At 43.2% G+C, this 17,562-nt stretch carries 15 protein-coding genes; 1 reads left to right on the top strand and 14 read right to left on the bottom strand.

The features are described 5' to 3' along the window. Window positions 1–5: 5 nt before the first annotated feature. The 8 genes from ACESPO_RS00220 to ACESPO_RS00185 form a co-directional block, all read right to left on the bottom strand. Window positions 6–1,235, bottom strand: a complete 1,230-nt coding sequence (locus tag ACESPO_RS00220) for a BaiN/RdsA family NAD(P)/FAD-dependent oxidoreductase (protein ID WP_119987298.1) — start codon at window positions 1,233–1,235, stop codon at window positions 6–8. Window position 1,236: 1 nt separating this feature from the next. Further along, complete coding sequence (locus ACESPO_RS00215; RefSeq protein ID WP_008975279.1) at window positions 1,237–2,154, bottom strand: MurR/RpiR family transcriptional regulator; 918 nt, start codon at window positions 2,152–2,154, stop codon at window positions 1,237–1,239. A gap of 71 nt (window positions 2,155–2,225) precedes the next feature. After that, a complete protein-coding gene (locus ACESPO_RS00210) occupies window positions 2,226–3,017 on the bottom strand; it encodes a Cof-type HAD-IIB family hydrolase (RefSeq protein WP_499788313.1) in 792 nt (263 codons plus the stop codon). Window positions 3,018–3,233: 216 nt separating this feature from the next. Next, a complete protein-coding gene (locus ACESPO_RS00205) occupies window positions 3,234–4,646 on the bottom strand; it encodes an oxaloacetate decarboxylase subunit alpha (RefSeq protein ID WP_009262065.1) in 1,413 nt (470 codons plus the stop codon). A gap of 32 nt (window positions 4,647–4,678) precedes the next feature. Beyond that, complete coding sequence (locus ACESPO_RS00200; protein ID WP_008975275.1) at window positions 4,679–5,830, bottom strand: sodium ion-translocating decarboxylase subunit beta; 1,152 nt, start codon at window positions 5,828–5,830, stop codon at window positions 4,679–4,681. 32 nt (window positions 5,831–5,862) lie between these two features. Then, window positions 5,863–6,228, bottom strand: coding sequence for a biotin/lipoyl-containing protein (locus tag ACESPO_RS00195; protein WP_008975274.1), 366 nt, complete (start codon window positions 6,226–6,228; stop codon window positions 5,863–5,865). Window positions 6,229–6,246: 18 nt separating this feature from the next. Next, entirely contained in the window at window positions 6,247–7,014 is a 768-nt protein-coding gene (locus ACESPO_RS00190) for an OadG family transporter subunit (RefSeq protein WP_009262067.1), read from the bottom strand. Between the two features lie 14 nt (window positions 7,015–7,028). Beyond that, complete coding sequence (locus tag ACESPO_RS00185; protein WP_336305291.1) at window positions 7,029–8,468, bottom strand: acyl-CoA carboxylase subunit beta; 1,440 nt, start codon at window positions 8,466–8,468, stop codon at window positions 7,029–7,031. Window positions 8,469–8,769: 301 nt separating this feature from the next. Here ACESPO_RS00185 and ACESPO_RS00180 point away from each other — a divergent pair, with 301 nt between their 5' ends. Beyond that, on the top strand, window positions 8,770–10,563 hold the full coding sequence (locus tag ACESPO_RS00180) for an aminopeptidase P family protein (protein WP_336305290.1): 1,794 nt from the start codon (window positions 8,770–8,772) through the stop codon (window positions 10,561–10,563). Window positions 10,564–10,671: 108 nt separating this feature from the next. Here the strand turns inward: ACESPO_RS00180 and ACESPO_RS00175 are convergent, their stop codons facing one another. From ACESPO_RS00175 to ACESPO_RS00150, 6 genes are all read right to left on the bottom strand, one after another. Beyond that, on the bottom strand, window positions 10,672–11,880 hold the full coding sequence (locus tag ACESPO_RS00175) for a serine hydrolase (protein WP_336305289.1): 1,209 nt from the start codon (window positions 11,878–11,880) through the stop codon (window positions 10,672–10,674). A 76-nt stretch (window positions 11,881–11,956) separates the two neighbouring features. Next, complete coding sequence (scpB, locus tag ACESPO_RS00170; RefSeq protein WP_009262071.1) at window positions 11,957–12,535, bottom strand: SMC-Scp complex subunit ScpB; 579 nt, start codon at window positions 12,533–12,535, stop codon at window positions 11,957–11,959. Window positions 12,536–12,602: 67 nt separating this feature from the next. Then, entirely contained in the window at window positions 12,603–13,346 is a 744-nt protein-coding gene (locus tag ACESPO_RS00165; RefSeq protein WP_009262072.1) for a segregation and condensation protein A, read from the bottom strand. Beyond that, window positions 13,346–14,221 (bottom strand): metallophosphoesterase, encoded by an 876-nt coding sequence (locus tag ACESPO_RS00160; RefSeq protein ID WP_120090891.1) that lies wholly within the window; start codon window positions 14,219–14,221, stop codon window positions 13,346–13,348. The genes ACESPO_RS00165 and ACESPO_RS00160 overlap by 1 nt, the downstream gene beginning before the upstream one ends. An 86-nt stretch (window positions 14,222–14,307) precedes the next feature. Further along, a complete protein-coding gene (locus ACESPO_RS00155; protein WP_016440645.1) occupies window positions 14,308–15,501 on the bottom strand; it encodes a D-alanyl-D-alanine carboxypeptidase family protein in 1,194 nt (397 codons plus the stop codon). Window positions 15,502–15,567: 66 nt separating this feature from the next. Then, window positions 15,568–17,523 (bottom strand): fructose-1,6-bisphosphatase, encoded by a 1,956-nt coding sequence (locus tag ACESPO_RS00150; protein WP_120105392.1) that lies wholly within the window; start codon window positions 17,521–17,523, stop codon window positions 15,568–15,570. Window positions 17,524–17,562: the final 39 nt, after the last annotated feature.

Here is a 17,562-nt window from a genome sequence, read left to right as displayed (position 1 = left end):
CCCTGCTATTTTATACTGCTTCCCGCCGCATATGCAGTTGACCACGCAATCTGCAGATTATATCCGCCTGTCAATGCATCAAGATCTAACACTTCTCCTGCGAAATAAACTCCCGGCACCAGTTTAGACTCCATTGTTCCCGGATCGACCTCTTTTACTTTCACGCCACCTTTTGTAATGATCGCCTCATTGTAACCACGCAGTCCTAAGATTGTCATCTCAAAATGTTTCATCAGCTTTACAAAATTCTGCCGCTCTTCCCTCGAAATATCATGTACCTTTTTTTCCGGATTGATCTTACTCCGTTCGATCATCACCGGTATCAGTTTTGCCGGAAACAGCCTTGCCACTGCATTTTTAAACTGTTTGTTAATATTTTGCTCAAAATCCCTAAGCACACGTTGGTCGAGCTGCTCTTCCGTCAATGCTGGTTTGAGATCGATGACAAGCTTCAGTTTCTTCTCTCCTGCTTTCTTTGCAATATGGCTGCTGCCGCTTAAAATCAGCGGACCGCTTACCCCATAGTGGGTAAACAGCATTTCTCCGAAATCCTGATACAATTTCTTTTTCCCATCATAAATTGCCGCCTCTACATTTTTCAGTGACAACCCCTGCAGCTCCTTTACAAATTCTTCCTCAATTGCCAGAGGAACTAAGGATGGGTAGATATCAGTCACTGTATGCCCCAGCTCCTCTGCGAATCGATATCCATCTCCGTTAGATCCCGTCGTCTGATAAGAAAATCCTCCTGTCGCAATCACGCAGGCATCTCCCTGAACGCACGCGCCATCTGCAAACTCTAACCCGGAAAATCTGCCATTCTCTGTTAAAATTTTTGACACCTTTGTATAAAGATGCACTTTGACACCAGCGCGCTTCATTTCGCCGGAAAGCGCTCCGATTACATCCGAGGAATGATCTGACACCGGAAATACACGATTGCCGCGCTCAATTTTGGTAGGAACTCCAAGCGTTTCAAAAAATGAAATGACATCCTCATTTGTATAACTATAAAAGCTACTATATAAAAATTTCCGGTTGCTCACAACGTTTTCAAACAGATTTTCCATATCCCCGGCATTTGTAATATTACAGCGTCCTTTCCCGGTAATGAATAATTTTTTTCCGAGTTTTTCATTTTTCTCAAAGACATGTACTTCATTCCCATTTCGCGCCGCAAAAATAGAAGCAAACATTCCAGCCGCTCCTCCGCCTACAATCAACACTTTACTCATCTTATTTTTCTCCTATTCCCAAGGTTGTTTCCTCCTCGATCTCATCGTTTCCGTAGACTTGATTCTCATCCCAGATCTCTTCCAGAAATGCCAGTGTGCGCCGCATTTCCTTTTGTTTCTTCATGCAGAGCGCTACAACAAGCGCATTGATCACGCTGAGCGGCGCTACAAGTGAATCCGCAATCGATGCCATATCACTTCTCGCAATCAAATTACAGTCTGAATATTCTGTCATCGGTGAGCGTTCACTATCCGTCAGTGTGATCACTTTTGCCTCTCGCTTTTTGGAAAAAGAAAGCGCCTTCCGGGTCAGTTGTGAATATCTTGGAAAACTGATACCGATGATCGCATCTTCCTGTCCGATTCGAATTAGCTGTTCAAAAATCTCACTGGAACAATTCGTATTGACAAGAATCACATTATCAAACAGAAAATTCAAATAAAACTGCAGGAAATTAGCAAGTGGTGCACAACTTCGGATTCCGATGACATAAATTTTTCGTGCCTGAAGGATAATATCCACCGCCCGGTCAAATGCGCTTTGATCAATATTCGTCAGTGTGACTTTAATTTTCTCAATATCCGACTGGAGTACGGTCTCTAAAATTTCTGACTGACTGATTCTCCCATAAGTCACTTCCATACGCTGAATCGAATTCAGCTTATTTCTCACAAGTTCTTCCAACGCTTTCTGGAAGCCCGGATATCCACTGTACCCAAGCTGCGTGGCAAAGCGAACAACTGTGGACTCACTGACGCCGACAACTTCACCAAGCTTTGCCGCTGTCAAAAAAACAGCCTTGTCATAGTTCTCTATAATGTAATCAGCCAAAAGCCGCTGTCCTTTGCTGAACTTTTCATACTGTGTCTCCATTCTCTTTAAGAACTCATTCCCACTTGTTCCACCTGTATGTTTCATAATTTCCCCACCATTTCCTCTAAGTCTTCACTTATTATACACAACTACTTCCTTGAAGTAAAGGAAGGATTCTAAATCAGTCCATAATGCTTCATTGCCCAGGCAATTCCGCCATCTTCCACTGTCTTTGTCACAAATTCTGTATACGGCTCAAGCCCCGGCGCATGATTTCCCATTGCGATCGTATGTGATGCATATTCAAACATCGACAAATCGTTCATACTATCTCCAAATACATAGACCTGATCTTTATTCAGACCGAATTTCTTTACCAGGAATTCGCATACCGTCGCCTTCGAAAATGCTTTCTGTGTCAGCTCATATGTATTTTCTCCCCGGTCGATCACCGCAAACGCATCTTCCATCAGACGAAAAAAACGCTCCTTTTCACTTTGTTCATCTGCATACACAAAAATTTTGTCGTAAAGAAATCCACCTTCTTCTATATGCTTCTTCTTTCCCAGACCCAATTGTCCGAAATAGTGTCTTCCCTGCTCCAATTTTTCAAACCGCGAGACTTTTTTCGGAAAATAAAGATCTTCCGTTCCTTCCAAAACACCATCTAGCCCGCATTCCCGCATCTGCTCAATATATTTTTGTCCACAGGCTTCCTCAATATGACTTTCCAGTAATACTTCATCATGAAAGAGAAGATACGATCCGCACCCACACAAGTATCCATCAAATTCAAATTGATAAAGCTCTTTCGGAAGCGCACAGACCGTTCTCCCCGTATTAATAAAGAGTAAATGCCCATTTTTCTTTGCTTCTGCAAGTGCTTCCAACGCACTGTCCGGAATTTTCCCTGTTTTATCGCTTAAAAGTGTTCCATCAATGTCAAAAAATAAGATTGATTGCCTCATCTTGTATCTCCTTTTTCTTTTCTGTCTTCATTTATCATAGCGAAGATTGCGCGTTTGTCAACCCCCACATGCGTTCCATACACACCTGCGGATTTGCAAAATAAAAGCGACCCTGTGGAGGCTTTATTCTCTGGCTGCTCTCCCACAGGGTCGGTTTATGATCGACAAAGACAGGCTGCTTGCTCCCCTGTCCTTTGTCGGCTCTGTCTTATTTTTCTATACCGGATAAGATCCGTTCTTTGTGTCGGCAACTGTCTGATCTACTTTCGTCTGCTGCGCTTCTCTATATTTAAAGAAATCTGTTGCCACTTGTGGGAACAATGCATAGGAAAGCACATCTTCGTCCTGTTGTGACCACTGTTCCATTTCACTTCGCAGTGTATCTAACTCATCCGGGATCAAGTCTGCCGGACGGCATGTGATAACTTCTGCATCTCCGATACATTTCTTCTGCACTTCTTCGTTAAACGGTTTGACTGTTTTCCCGTACTTTCCACTCAGAAGATCTTTTGTCTCCTTGGTTGCCATTTTGTAGCGTTCTCCCATCAGGACATTGAATACTGCCTGTGTTCCGACAATCTGAGAAGATGGTGTGACAAGCGGCGGCTCTCCCAGATCTTTACGAACTCTCGGCACTTCCTCAAGCACTTCGTAATATCGATCTTCTGCTCCCTGCTCTTTTAACTGAGAAGTCAAGTTCGACAACATACCACCTGGCACCTGATACAGTAATGTCTTAATATTTACACCAAGGTTCTTCGGATTCAGAAGTCCTGATTCTAATGCTTCATCGCGGATTGGGCGGAAGTAATCTGCAATCTCTGCAAGCAGGTTCTGGTCAAATCCAGTATCGTACGGTGTTCCTTTAAATGTCTCTACCATAACTTCTGTTGCAGGCTGGGAGGTTCCAAGCGCAAATGGAGAGATCGCTGTATCGATCACATCAACACCTGCTTCCACTGCTTTTAAGTATGTCATGGAAGCCACACCCGAAGTATAGTGTGTATGTAACTGGATCGGAATGCTGACATTTTCTTTCAACGCACCAATCAACTCTGTCGCCTCATATGGAAGGAGAAGACCTGCCATATCTTTCAAGCAGATAGAATTTGCTCCCATATCCTCAATCCTCTTAGCGATATCAATCCAATATTCGTGAGTATATGCATCTCCCAGCGTATAGGACAACGCTACCTGTGCATGTCCCTTCTCCTTATTTGCTGCCGTGACTGCTGTCTGCAGATTTCGAAGATCGTTTAAACAGTCAAAAATACGAATGATATCGATTCCATTGGCGATTGATTTCTGAACAAAATATTCTACTACATCATCTCCATACGGACGATATCCTAAAATATTCTGTCCGCGGAATAACATCTGCAATTTTGTATTTTTAAATCCATCACGGAATTTCCGGAGTCTCTCCCATGGATCTTCCTTCAGGAAACGGAGTGATGCGTCAAAGGTAGCGCCACCCCAACACTCTACGGAATGATATCCCACCTTATCCATTTTATCGATGATCGGCAGCATCTGCTCTGTCGTCATTCTCGTTGCGATCAGCGACTGATGTGCATCACGCAGAATCGTCTCTGTAATTTTAATTGGTTTTTTTGCTATATCTGCCATGTTACTTCCTCCTAACATTTCACTTTTTCAACTTACATTACACCGAAGATTGCCATAAAGGTACCTGCTGCAACAGCCGTACCGATGACTCCGGCGACATTTGGTCCCATCGCATGCATCAACAGGAAGTTTGTAGGATCTGCCTCTGCCCCGACTTTCTGTGATACTCTGGCTGCCATAGGCACTGCAGATACTCCGGCAGAACCAATCAGCGGATTTACTTTTCCTCCAGTCACCTTGCACATCAGTTTACCGAACAATACACCTGCAGCTGTTCCAAACGCAAACGCTACCAGTCCAAGCACAACAATCTTGATCGTATCCCAGTTTAAAAATGCTTCTGCACTTGTCGTTGCACCGACAGAAGTTCCAAGCAGGATCACAACAATATACATCAATGCATTCGATGCCGTATCTGTAAGCTGTCTTACAACTCCACACTCTTTGAATAAGTTACCGAGCATCAGCATGCCGACTAACGGCGCTGTTGTTGGAAGGATCAGCGATACGACGATCGTAATGATGATCGGGAATAGAATTCTCTCCAGTTTAGATACCGGACGAAGCTGTTCCATCTTGATTTTTCTTTCTTCTTCCGTTGTGAGAAGCTTCATGATCGGCGGCTGGATGATTGGAACCAGTGACATATAAGAATATGCCGCTACCGCAATCGGTCCTAAAATTGCTGTCTGCTGCAGTTTTCCTGCAAGGAAGATCGATGTAGGTCCGTCAGCTCCTCCGATAATAGAGATCGCTGCTGCTGCCTTATCACTGAATCCCATTGCCATCGCCCCTAAATAAGCGGCAAAAATACCGAACTGTGCTGCCGCTCCAAGGAGGAAACTCTTCGGATTCGCAATCAATGGTCCAAAATCGGTCATTGCTCCGACACCGAGGAAAATCAGTGACGGTAAGATTGCCCACTCATCAAGCAAGTAGAAATAGTGAAGAAGTCCTCCGACTCCATTTGAAGAATCCTCAATGGATAACATAATATCTGGGTAAATATTTACCAACAGCATACCAAACGCGATCGGAACCAAAAGAAGCGGCTCAAATCCTTTGGCAATCGCCAGATATAAAAACACGCATGCTACCGCAATCATGACGTAATTTCCAACTGTAAGATTGAAAAAAGCCGTCTGGTGCATGAGGTTATCCAATGTAGTCATAATGTATTCCATATTTTAACCTCCAGTCTGTGTCCGGGACATCATTAATTCAATGTAGCCAGTACTGCTCCTGATTCCACTGCATCACCTACTGCTACATCAATGCTGGCTACGGTTCCCGCCTCCGGAGCTACAACCGGGATTTCCATTTTCATCGCCTCGATCACAACGATCGGTGCTCCTTTTTCTACCTGCTGTCCGACAGCTGCCTCTAATTTAAATACTTTTCCTGCCGCACCTGCTGTCACTTTGACATTTCCTGTCCCTGCTGCTTTCTTCGGTGCCGGGGCTGCCTTTGGTGCCACTGGAGCTTTCTTCTGTACCGGTGCCGCTGGTGCTGCTCCTGCTGCTTTCTCCTCTACTGTCACATCATATACATTTCCATTTACTGTAATTGTATAACTTTTCATCTTCAAATTCCTCCTGAATTAATTCCATTTATTTGATTTTCTTCTGCGGATCGATCTTACCACAAAGCCGTCAGACACACTTTCATCTGCCGCTGCAATCGCCGCTGTAATTACGGCCACAAGTTCTTCATCATCGGTTAACTCTTCTTCCACTACAGGAACTTCCGCCTTTGGCACTTCTTTTACCGGTGTTTTGTTTTTTTCTGTCTTCTTTGTAAACTTTTCCTGAAGCATTGGTATATATTTCAAAAGTGAGATTACAAACGCAAGGAAGATCAGAACAAGAAATACAGTTCCCATTCCAAGAATGGTATTCATTCCGGCTTTCTTTAAAATTTCTCCGGTTGTATAATCTGCCGCAATATCAAGTGATTCTATATTGAGATTCTCGTCAAACTTAAATTCCAGCGTTGCTTCCCGCTCCTCATACACTGCCTCTGTAGACACAACTACACCAGAATCCGAACCTTCAAACTGATATTCGCCATGTTCTACATATTCTCCACATTCTTTTTCTGCCGCTTCCCAGGCATCCATCATAGAAATAAGCACTTCTGGTTCAATTGGCGCATTCGCTTCAGACATGATCTTATTGATCTGATATTCCGATGCCTGCCGATAATTATCAAATGCTTCCTCATCCATCACTTCAAAATTTGCAATGATAAACTGTGTCACATATGTAAGCTGTGTTTCATCATATTCCAGTTCTTTCTTACTTCCACATCCGGTAAAACTAAGTGTCAGAGCCAATGCACCGATTAATAAGCTGATTCTTTTTTTCACTTTGCTTCACCTCTCTACACTGTTCCATGTTTTTTTGCCGGGCGATCTTCTCTCTTTGTAAATAACATTTCAAATGCACCGACCAGATATTTTCTTGTATCTTTCGGATCGATCACCGCATCTACATATCCTCTTCCTGCCGCAGCCAAAGGACTTGTCTGCATCGCTTCATATTCTGCCGCCTTCTGTCGGATCACTTCTGCACTCTCTTCTGCATACATGATCTTGGCAGCAAGATTCGCATCCATCATTCCAATCTCTGCCTGTGGCCATGCATATACCAAATCTGCTCCCAACGCCTTGCTGTTCATTGTTATATAGGCACTTCCGTATGCTTTTCCGATGATGACATTCACTTTCGGTACAGTCGCATTTGCAAACGCATATGTAAGCTTTGCCACAGAAGAGGCAATATTTCTCTCCGAACACATTGTTGCATGATATCCTTCTACATTAGTAAGAGACAATACCGGAATATTGAATGCGTCACAGAAATTTACAAAATCTGCTGCTTTTCTACATCCACGTACACTTAAGCCACCGTCAAATTCTGCTTCCACATTTCCATCTTCATCATAGACCTTGCAGCGGTTTGCCACTGCACCGGTCGTCACACCGTTGAGACGGATAAATCCTGTTACCATTTCTTTTGCATAGTCTCTTTTTGTCTCAAAAAATACATGATTATCTGAAAGAGTGGAGAGCACGACTGCTGTATCTTCCGCTGCATTTTCGATCGCATCACAGAGACGATTCAGATCATCTGTACATTCGTCATAAGAGTTATCGTCTTCATTATTTGCCGGCAAAAGACATACAAGCGAACGGATTTCTTCTAAGATTTCCTCTTCTGTTCCGGTTCCATCTACCAGACCCGCTTCCTCACTCTGGAATTTTGCAGAAGATGTATCACACTTTGTAATAACATTTCCTTCCAGTGCATTTGGAGAATTCACAAATAATTTTGCATGTTCTTTCTCCATAAACGTAAAGTCTGTCAGAGAAGGGATCACTGCAAGTCCTCCCCCACATGTTCCGAAAATTGCTGTGATCTGTGGAATTACACCCGATGCCAGTGTCTGTTTCATATACAGAGTTCCAAATGCATGGAGCGCATCCGTTGCTTCCTGAAGTCGAAGTCCCGCACAATCTACAAGACCGATTACCGGAGCTCCCATCTTCATCGCAAGATCATAGATTGCGGCGATCTTCTTTGCATGCATCTCACCGATCGCCCCCTGCAATACAGAGGCATTCTGGCTGTATACATACACGAGGTTCCCATCAATCACCCCGTATCCAGTCACAACACCGTCTCCCGGAGTTTCTTTTGTCTGCATGTTGAAATCAGTCGTTCTCGCTTTAACAGCAGCACCGATTTCAACAAAACTTCCCTCGTCAAGCAAAGCGGCAATTCTTTCGCTTGCGCGGTTCTCTGTTGTTTCGTAACTCATATCTTTTAGCCCTCCAATTTCTAAAATTTCATAAAGTTTAGCCAAATTTTCTGCCTATTATATTATATAATACTGCTTAAAAAATAGCAATTGCTTTTTGATATTTTTTTCACATATTCAACTGAGACGTCCTCCCTCAAAATATCCTCTTCCATCATGCTGATTTTTTCACTTCTTCTTTCTTTGTTTTTGTATATTTTGTTTGATTCCACTCACGATTATGATACAATAGAAAAGGCATGAAACGGGGACATCTTTTTGTTCCCGCACATTATAAAATGTATCTAAGGAGGAAATAGAAATGAGTGTAACAGACAGAATTGCAAAACTCAGAAAACTCATGGAAGAGAGAAAGATGGATGCCTATATTATCCCATCCGCTGACAATCATCAAAGCGAATATGTAGGAGAACATTTTAAAGCCAGAGCGTTTATCTCCGGATTTACCGGTTCTGCCGGAACAGTGATCATCACAAAAGATGATGCAGGTCTCTGGACAGATGGACGCTATTTCATTCAGGCAGAAAAACAATTAGAAGGAAGTGGAATCAGACTTTTCCGTATGGCAGAACCTGATGTCCCTACAAAAGAAGAATATTTGGAATCGGTTCTTCCAGATCACGGAGTGCTCGGATTTGACGGAAAAGTCATCGGCGCTTCCGAAGGTCAGAATTATGAAGAAGTATTAAAAGAAAAAGCAGTCTCCATTTCCTATGACGAAGATCTGATTTCCTATATCTGGGAAGATCGCCCGGCTCTTTCAAATGCTCCGGCATTTTTATTGGATCTTGCATACGCAGGAGAAAGTACCGCCTCCAAACTGGAACGTCTCCGTGAAAAAATGCAAGAAGCTGACACGACAGTCCATATTCTTTCTTCTCTTGACGATATCGCATGGCTGCTCAATATTCGAGGCGGAGATGTAATGTATACTCCTCTTGTGCTGAGCTATGCTGTGATCACGATGGAGGACGTACATCTGTTTATCAACGAATCCAAATTAAATCAGGAAATTTTAGATAGCTGGAACGGGCTTTCTGTCATCTTACATCCTTATGAAGAAATCTACACATTTGTAAAGACGTTAGATGAAACTTCTCATGTGCTTTTAGATCCTTCCCGGATCAATTATGCGATCTATAAAAATCTCCCTGACGCAACAGAAAAAGTGGAGAAGCCAAATCCAACAACAGCATTTAAGGCAATCAAAAATGAGACAGAATTGAAAAATATCCGCGCAAGCCATATCAAAGACGGGGTTGCTTTCACAAAATTTATGTATTGGCTTAAGAAAAATGTAGGAAAGATGCCGATCACAGAGCGCAGCGCCTCTGACAAACTAGAAGAGTTCCGCAGCCAGCAGGCGGGATTTATCAGTCCAAGTTTTTCTCCGATCGTCGCATACAAAGAACATGCTGCCATGATGCATTACAGCGCTACTCCGGAATCTGATTATGAATTGAAACCGGAGCACTTCCTCCTTGCAGATACCGGCGGAAATTATTATGAAGGTACCACAGACTTGACTCGTACAGTTGCTCTTGGACCGGTCAGCGACGAACTGAAGACACACTTTACGGCTGTTGCCCGCGGTATGATGAACCTCGCAAGAGCAAGATTTCTATATGGCTGCCGGGGTGTGAACCTTGATATCCTCGCAAGAGAACCTATGTGGTCTCTGAATATTGACTACAAGTGTGGCACCGGACATGGAGTCGGTTACCTTCTAAACATTCACGAAGAACCTGCTTCTTTCCGTTGGCAGCTATCCCCTTCAGGCCTGCCACCAGCAGTGCTCGAGGAGGGTATGGTCATCACCGATGAACCTGGAATCTACATTGAAGATTCCCACGGAATCCGTCTGGAAAATGAACTCGTTGTGCGCAAAGGTGAAAAAAATGAATTTGGCCAATTCATGGGACTGGAAAATGTTACAGTCGTTCCGATTGACTTAGATGCGATCGTACCGGAAGATCTGAATAAAGACGAACGCAATTATCTGAACAGCTATCACAAATTTGTATACGAGACACTTTCTCCTTATATGACAGAGGAAGAAAACGAATGGCTCAAAGTATACACAAGGGAAATCTAACTATCATAGATTCCTGCCGGAGCTAAGCACAGCAGGTTGCCATAGTCAAAGGGCACCTAAGATCTTTTTTGCTGATCTTAGGTGCCCTCTTTCAGTCTTCTTTCTTTTTTACAATCTTCCGTCTTCATTCAAAAAATAGTATCCGCTGATTTTTTGAAAGATCCATCGAAAATTTATTTTTTCGACGTTCTCCTGGGCTACGATCGGGTATTGCTGAAGTACTTCCCCGTCCAGAATATAGCAAACCGTTCCAAGCTTCTCATATCTTTCAATCGGCGCTTGCACTTCTTCCTGCAATTCTACAACAGTTTCAATTTCTTCTTCTCGGTGCAAAAGAACTTCCACCGGACTGTTTTGAATCTTCTCAATCTTTACCGGAACATGTGCTTTCTCAAAAAGATTTCCGCTGGTAGGAATTCCCGCCTTCACAGTTACATCACGGAGGGGTTCTTTCCCGGAAAATGCCTCCCGTAGCTCATAATTTTCCATCCCATATGTCATCAATCGCTTGGTATCTGCCCATTTATATCCTTTATTGTTCGGCCATCCGCATCCAAGCAAGGCAACCACAAATGTTCTTCCCCGGCTTTCAAGCGCGCCGACATAGCAATACCCCGCCTTCCCGGTAAATCCTGTCTTTCCGGATAACGCTCCATCCATCATTGTCAAAAACGCATTGTGATTCTGGCAGGAAAACGAACGATGGCAATCTACATCCATAAAATGATAGCTTCCCTTCTGAGTAATTGAAAGAAAGCTCTCCTTCTTCGGAGATTTCAAAATACAGTAACTCATGATCCTGGCCAAATCTTCCGCTGTCGTTGAATGTTCTCCGTTGTCATCCGAAGCATCCAGCCCATTAGGTGTAATAAAATATGTATCCCCGCATCCGATTTCTTTTGCCTTCGCATTCATTTTATCCGCGAATGCCTGCACACTCCCCCCAATATGTTCCGCGATTGCTACCGCACTGTCATTGTGCGATTCCAACATCAAGGAATATAGAAGATCTCTCAGATAAAACTTTTCATCCATCTGCATCCCCAGATGTACTTTCGGCTGTCTCGCCGCATTTTCTGACACATTCACAACATCTGTAAGATTTCCTTCCTCCAATGCCAGAATACATGTCATGATCTTTGTCGTGCTCGCCATCGGCTTTTTTTCTGAACCGTTCTTTTCAAATAAAACACGCCCATTGTCCGCGTCCATTAAAACCGCTGACTGGGCGTATAACTGTTCTATCTCTTCTTTCGCACTGACAGGGGAACTGACCAGCAAAACTCCTGTCAAAATTCCGATCAAAACTTTCTTCATAAGCATACACCTGTTGTTCTGTTAGTTCATTGTATGATTAGAAGTTCCCGAATATGTCCATCTGAATCTCTTTTGATCAGACATCCAGTCGATCTTTGATCTCCCGCTCTGCCTCTTCTTTAAAATCTTCCAGCTGCTCTGGTGCAATGCTTGGAAGCTCCTCCACCGACTGCACTCCAAATCGTCGCAAAAATTCTTCGGTTGTGCCAAATAGCAGCGGTTTTCCCGGCGCATCCAGCCTCCCCACTTCACACACCAGATCATATTCCACAAGTTTATTCACCGCATGGTCTGACTTCACTCCCCGGATCTTCTCGATCTCAATTTTTGTAACCGGCTGCTTATATGCCACGATTGCGAGTGTCTCCAGCAGGACATCTGTCAGCACATGTTTCTTCGGCTGTTTCGCAACTTGAATCAGATAGTCATATAACTCTGGCTTTGTACAGAGCTGATAAGAATCCTCCAGTTCGATCAACTGGATTCCCCGCTCTTTCTTTTGATACTGTTTTTTCAGTTCTTCCAAAAGTCTTTTTGCTTCTGTCTCATCTTTCCCGATCGCAGATGCAATTTTTGAAAGGCTCACGGACTCCCCCATTGCAAAAAGGATCGCCTCCACAGCCCCTAGCAGTTCCTTCTCAGTTTTCTTTTCCACACTATCTGTTCCTTTCTTGTTATCGTACAATTTTTCCTTTTTAATGCTTCACTTCTCTTTTGCCATGCTACATCATAGAAGTGATCATAATCTCCGCAAATGTTTTTTCTTGTGTAATCTGTATCTTGCCTACTTTCATCAATTCCAGTACCGCGAGAAACGTGACAATCACATGCATCTTGCTGCGCTGTCTTGCCAGAAGCTGACGGAAACTAAAGTACCCATTCAACATTGCATACTCTTCCACATAGGACATCTTATCAGAGAGCGTCACTTCTTCTTTCTCAATCGTTCCAAATTTACTGCGCACCGGATCCATCTTATCTGCCTTTTTCCGCATCACTTCCTGAAAAATCTGATTCAACCTGCGAAGATCCAAATCTCCCAGAAGTTCATCCAGATTTACCGGTTCGGTATACTCCTGCACTTCCTGTGGGATGGCAGCCTCCTTAAATAACACTCTGTCTGAATCCATTTCCCGATCCCGAAGTTCATAAGACATATATTTGTACAGCTTATACTGCAGCAACTGTTCCACCAGCTCCTGCCTAGGATCTTCCTCCTCTCCTTCTTCATTCACCTCTTTGGGAAGAAGCATTTTCGACTTAATATCCAAAAGAGTCGCTGCCATCAGAAGAAACTCGCTCATAATATTCAAATCTGTCCGTTCCATCTCACGGATATACTCCATGTACTGTCTTGTAATTTCCACGATGGGGATATCATAAATATCAATCTTATTTTTGTCAATCAAATGCAAAAGCAGATCCAGTGGCCCTTCAAACACTTGCAGCTTTACTGGTATTCCCATTACTGTCTTCCTTTCATGTGCAGCACAACTACTTCTGGTGTGTTAAACAGCCTAACCGGTATCGTATGTTCTCCAATCCCTCTGCTTACAACCGTCGTTGTCTGCCCTTCTCTGTAAATCCCCCCACTGTAACGCGGAAAGATCTTAAGCTGTGGCGTAATGACAGCTCCAAGAAACGGGAGCCTTACCAGCCCTCCGTGAAAATGTCCTGAAACAACAAGATCTGCCTTCCACTCTTTGTATGCCGGCACATGTGACGGATTGTGGGCGATTAAAATCTGATAACTTGCCCTGCTTGCCTTTCCAATCCGCTGTTCAATCTCCGCTTCTGTCACTTTGTGATACTTCCTTTTTGCATACCCCTCATACGGAATCTCCAATCCGGAAATCGTAAACAGATCACCATTCCACTCTCGTACAACCGAACGATTTTCAAGGAAGATTACCTGTTCTGCACTCAACTCTTTCTTGTATCGCTCATAGACATGACTATAATTTGCCGGATTTTCCTTCATCCGCTGCTCATGGTTGCCATTCGCATAAAATACCGGACAGATATTTGCAAGTGATTTCACAAATTCCATCGCTGGCTTTGGATATACCCCCTTTTTCCCCACTAGCATATCCCCTGCGATCAGAATTGCATCTGGTCTCTGCTTTGTAATTGCATACAGCAGTCTTTTATTATGTTTTCCATATACTTTATTGTGAAGATCACTTAGCAGGACAAACTTTGTCTCTTCCCCCACAAGCTTTGGGGCTGTCACCGTATAATGTGTGACTTTAAATGTGTGGATTTCACGTATCATCTCCAATACACAAAGAACTGCTACCACCGCAATAATCTCTAGGACCTTTACAATTTCTCTTTCCATATCTGTTCCCTTATCCTCTTTCACTGTCTCATTTCATCTCACAGCAATGCTGATTTGTCTTCCATTATATAATTTTTCTCAGCGTTTTACAACCAAAAGCTTTTCAGCACCTTTTTCAGCACATGTCCATAAGTAATCTTATCTATCTTCTCTGTTGTTCTGACCGGCACAGTTCCAATTGTTTCTTCCTGCAGTGTATACACAAGTTTTCCTACCGTTGTTCCCTTCTTTAGCGGTGCAGAAAGCCCTTTTTTTAACACTAGTTTTTTCTGTATCTCAGACAAATTTGCTCCGGTCGTATCCACATACTGAAATATTGCTTCCGGCTCGATCCTCACTTTTTCCTTTGTCCCCCCATCCACTTTTACCGCCTTTAATCCACCTTTTTCTTTGTCCACATACTTTGTGCATTTTCCAAATCCATAGTTTAAAAGTGTTGTCGCATCCTTTACGCGCATCTTAGAATCCGGCGCCGCCATGATCACCGCGATCAGATCCATCCCATCCTTTCTTGCCGTGGCAGAAATACAGAATTTTGCTTTACTTGTAGATCCGGTCTTAAGCCCCGTGGCATATGGATAATGACGTACCAGTTTATTTGTGTTTGACAAACCAAATTCGCTTGTTCCCTTGTTTGTTTTATGCGTAATATTTTCCATCCAGATCATCGAATATTTTTCAATCTCCGGATGCTTTGTGATTAATTCTCTGGACATCAGTGCAATGTCGTAAGCAGTCGTCAGATGTCCATCCGCATCCAAACCATTGCAGTTTACAAAGTGAGTATGCTCCATCCCCAGCCCTTTTGCCCTCGCATTCATCTGCTCTACAAAAGCTTCCTCACTTCCGGATATGTATTCGGACATCGCCACACATGCGTCATTCGCACTTGCAACTGCAATGCACTTTAACATCGTATCTACCGTCTGCACTTCTCCGGGTTCTAGAAACACCTGGCTTCCTCCCATGGATGCTGCATACTCTGACACAGTTACTTCGTCTTCCAACTTTATCTTTCCATCCTCCACTGCATCCAGGATTAAAAGCATCGTCATAACTTTCGTCACACTTGCAGGCGGGCGTTCCTCCTCCTTCTGTTTCTCATAAATAATTTTTCCGGTAGATGCCTCCATCAAAACGGCGGACTGTGCTGTCAGTTCCAGCTCATTTTTCTTTTCTGACTCTACCTCTTCCTGCAATACTTTCCCGTCAGGCGGCATCGCGCAGACAGTCCCGGTACATAAAATAACGCTCAATACTACTGCCAGAATTGTTCTCATTTTACAACTCCCTTTGATTTCGTCTACTACCATTGTAAGCATTGTGTGAAAGATTTATGACTGTTCCTACCGTTCTTTCTCTTTGAGTTCTCCTTCCCTGTAAGCCCGGATCAGCTCTTTTAATTCTGCAATTCTCTCTTTCATCTTGTTCCCATTGTCAGTATCCCCGACAAGCTGACGCCTGTCTGTATATTTTACTGCCACCTGTCTAGAAACGATATCTTTCTCCTCATGGATCGCCATCTCTGCCGATTCAAACGGTTCATGTGCTGTCAGTGTCATGCCATAAGAATTATAGATTAAAGTATACCCCGCAATTCCGGTCTCCTTGTGGTATGCCCTTGAAAATCCTCCGTCAATAATCAATACCTTACCACCACATTTTACAGGGCTCTCCCCTGAGCTCTGATGCACCGGCACATGCCCGTTGATAATATGTGCATCTTCCCCCTCAAGACCAAATGCTTCCAGAATCCGCTCAGCAGTACTGCTCTCTTCTAAAAATCGGTAATATGCATTCTTCTTTTCCAAATGTGCTTCCGGTTCTGCAATCAGATACCTTTCAAATGCAGCCATCTTGCTTCTTCCAAACAACGGAGATTTCGGTCCACTCCAGAGATACCATAAAATATCCTGTCCCTTCTTTCGCTCACCTTCTTCCAAGGCAACAAAAGCTTTTCTTACATACATTTCAAGCACATCATAAAGCTTTCTCCCCTGATAAAATGTTCCAAAAATATTGACCTTCTCAAAGCTGCCGTCTTCTTCCAGCGGAATACACCCATGATAGAGCAGATTGTGATTATACACCTTGTAAAGACTTCCATTCTTTAAAAGCAGCTTAACATGTCTTTGCAGTTTCTCACAGTTTTGAAACGCTGTTTTTAGTTTCTCCATGATTTCCTGTTCACCTTTGCTTAAACGATATGGTGCTTCTTCAGAAATCGTAGGAAAGCTCTTGTCTTTTAACCGATATTCTTTTCCCTGTATGATCACAGTTCCCTTCTTCTTATCGAGTGTCTCAAGAAAACATCGGTCTTCCATATCAAAATCAGGATGCTCCCTCAGAAGCATTTCCTCCAGTTTAAACTGAATTATCGTAATCGCTTTGTGCATTCTTCTCTCTAACAGAGAGGAGGAATCTGTTTTTCCCTCTCTCCCTTTCACAGCGAAACATACACAGGGGTCTTCTCCATAGATTTCCATTGCAAATGCAGCTAACGGAAGCAAATTAATACCATATCCATCTTCCAGAAGATCTAGATTGCCATAACGGAGACAGATTCGGATCACCGTCGCAATACATGCTACATTTCCCGCAGCCGCTCCCATCCAAAGGATATCATGGTTTCCCCACTGGATATCAAACGAGTGATACGTCATAAGACAGTCCAGAATTTTATCCGGTGCGGGTCCTCTGTCAAAAATATCGCCAATAATATGCAGATGATCGATCACAAGTCTTTGGATCAGCTCTGACATCACAATGATAAAATCTTCTGCCTTTCCAATCTCCAGTATCGTTGTGACGATTGATTCATAGTACGCACCTTTATTCAGCACCTCTGATTTCTCTGTGATCAGTTCTTCAATGACATATGCATAGTCCGCCGGAAGTGCTTTTCTCACTTTTGATCTTGTATATTTTGAGGAGACTGTCTTGCATATTTCAATCAATCGATACAATGTAATCTTGTACCAGTTCTCCATATCTGGCTCTGTTTTTTTGATCTCAGCAATCTTTTCTGCCGGATAATAGATCAAAGTTGCCATCGCACACTTTTCTGCCGTACTCAGTGTATGGCCAAACACATCATCGATCTTCTTTCTAACCGCTCCTGATCCATTGCGCAGCACATGTGAAAATGCCTCAAACTCTCCGTGAATATCTGATATAAAATGTTCAGTTCCTTTTGGAAGGTTTAAAATCGACTGGAGATTGATAATCTCTGTGGATGCCTTTCCAATTGTCGGATATAATTCTGCAAGATATTCTAGATAATTTTTATTGTTTTGTTCCATGTTTCTTCCTTTCATTCTTATTGATTTTCTCTGTACTGC

Origin of the sequence: Coprococcus sp. HPP0074 (assembly GCF_964238105.1) — a bacterium.
Taxonomy (GTDB): domain Bacteria; phylum Bacillota; class Clostridia; order Lachnospirales; family Lachnospiraceae; genus Faecalimonas; species Faecalimonas umbilicata.
Note: the sequence above shows the minus strand (reverse complement) of the source record. Positions and strands in the feature narration are given on the sequence as shown.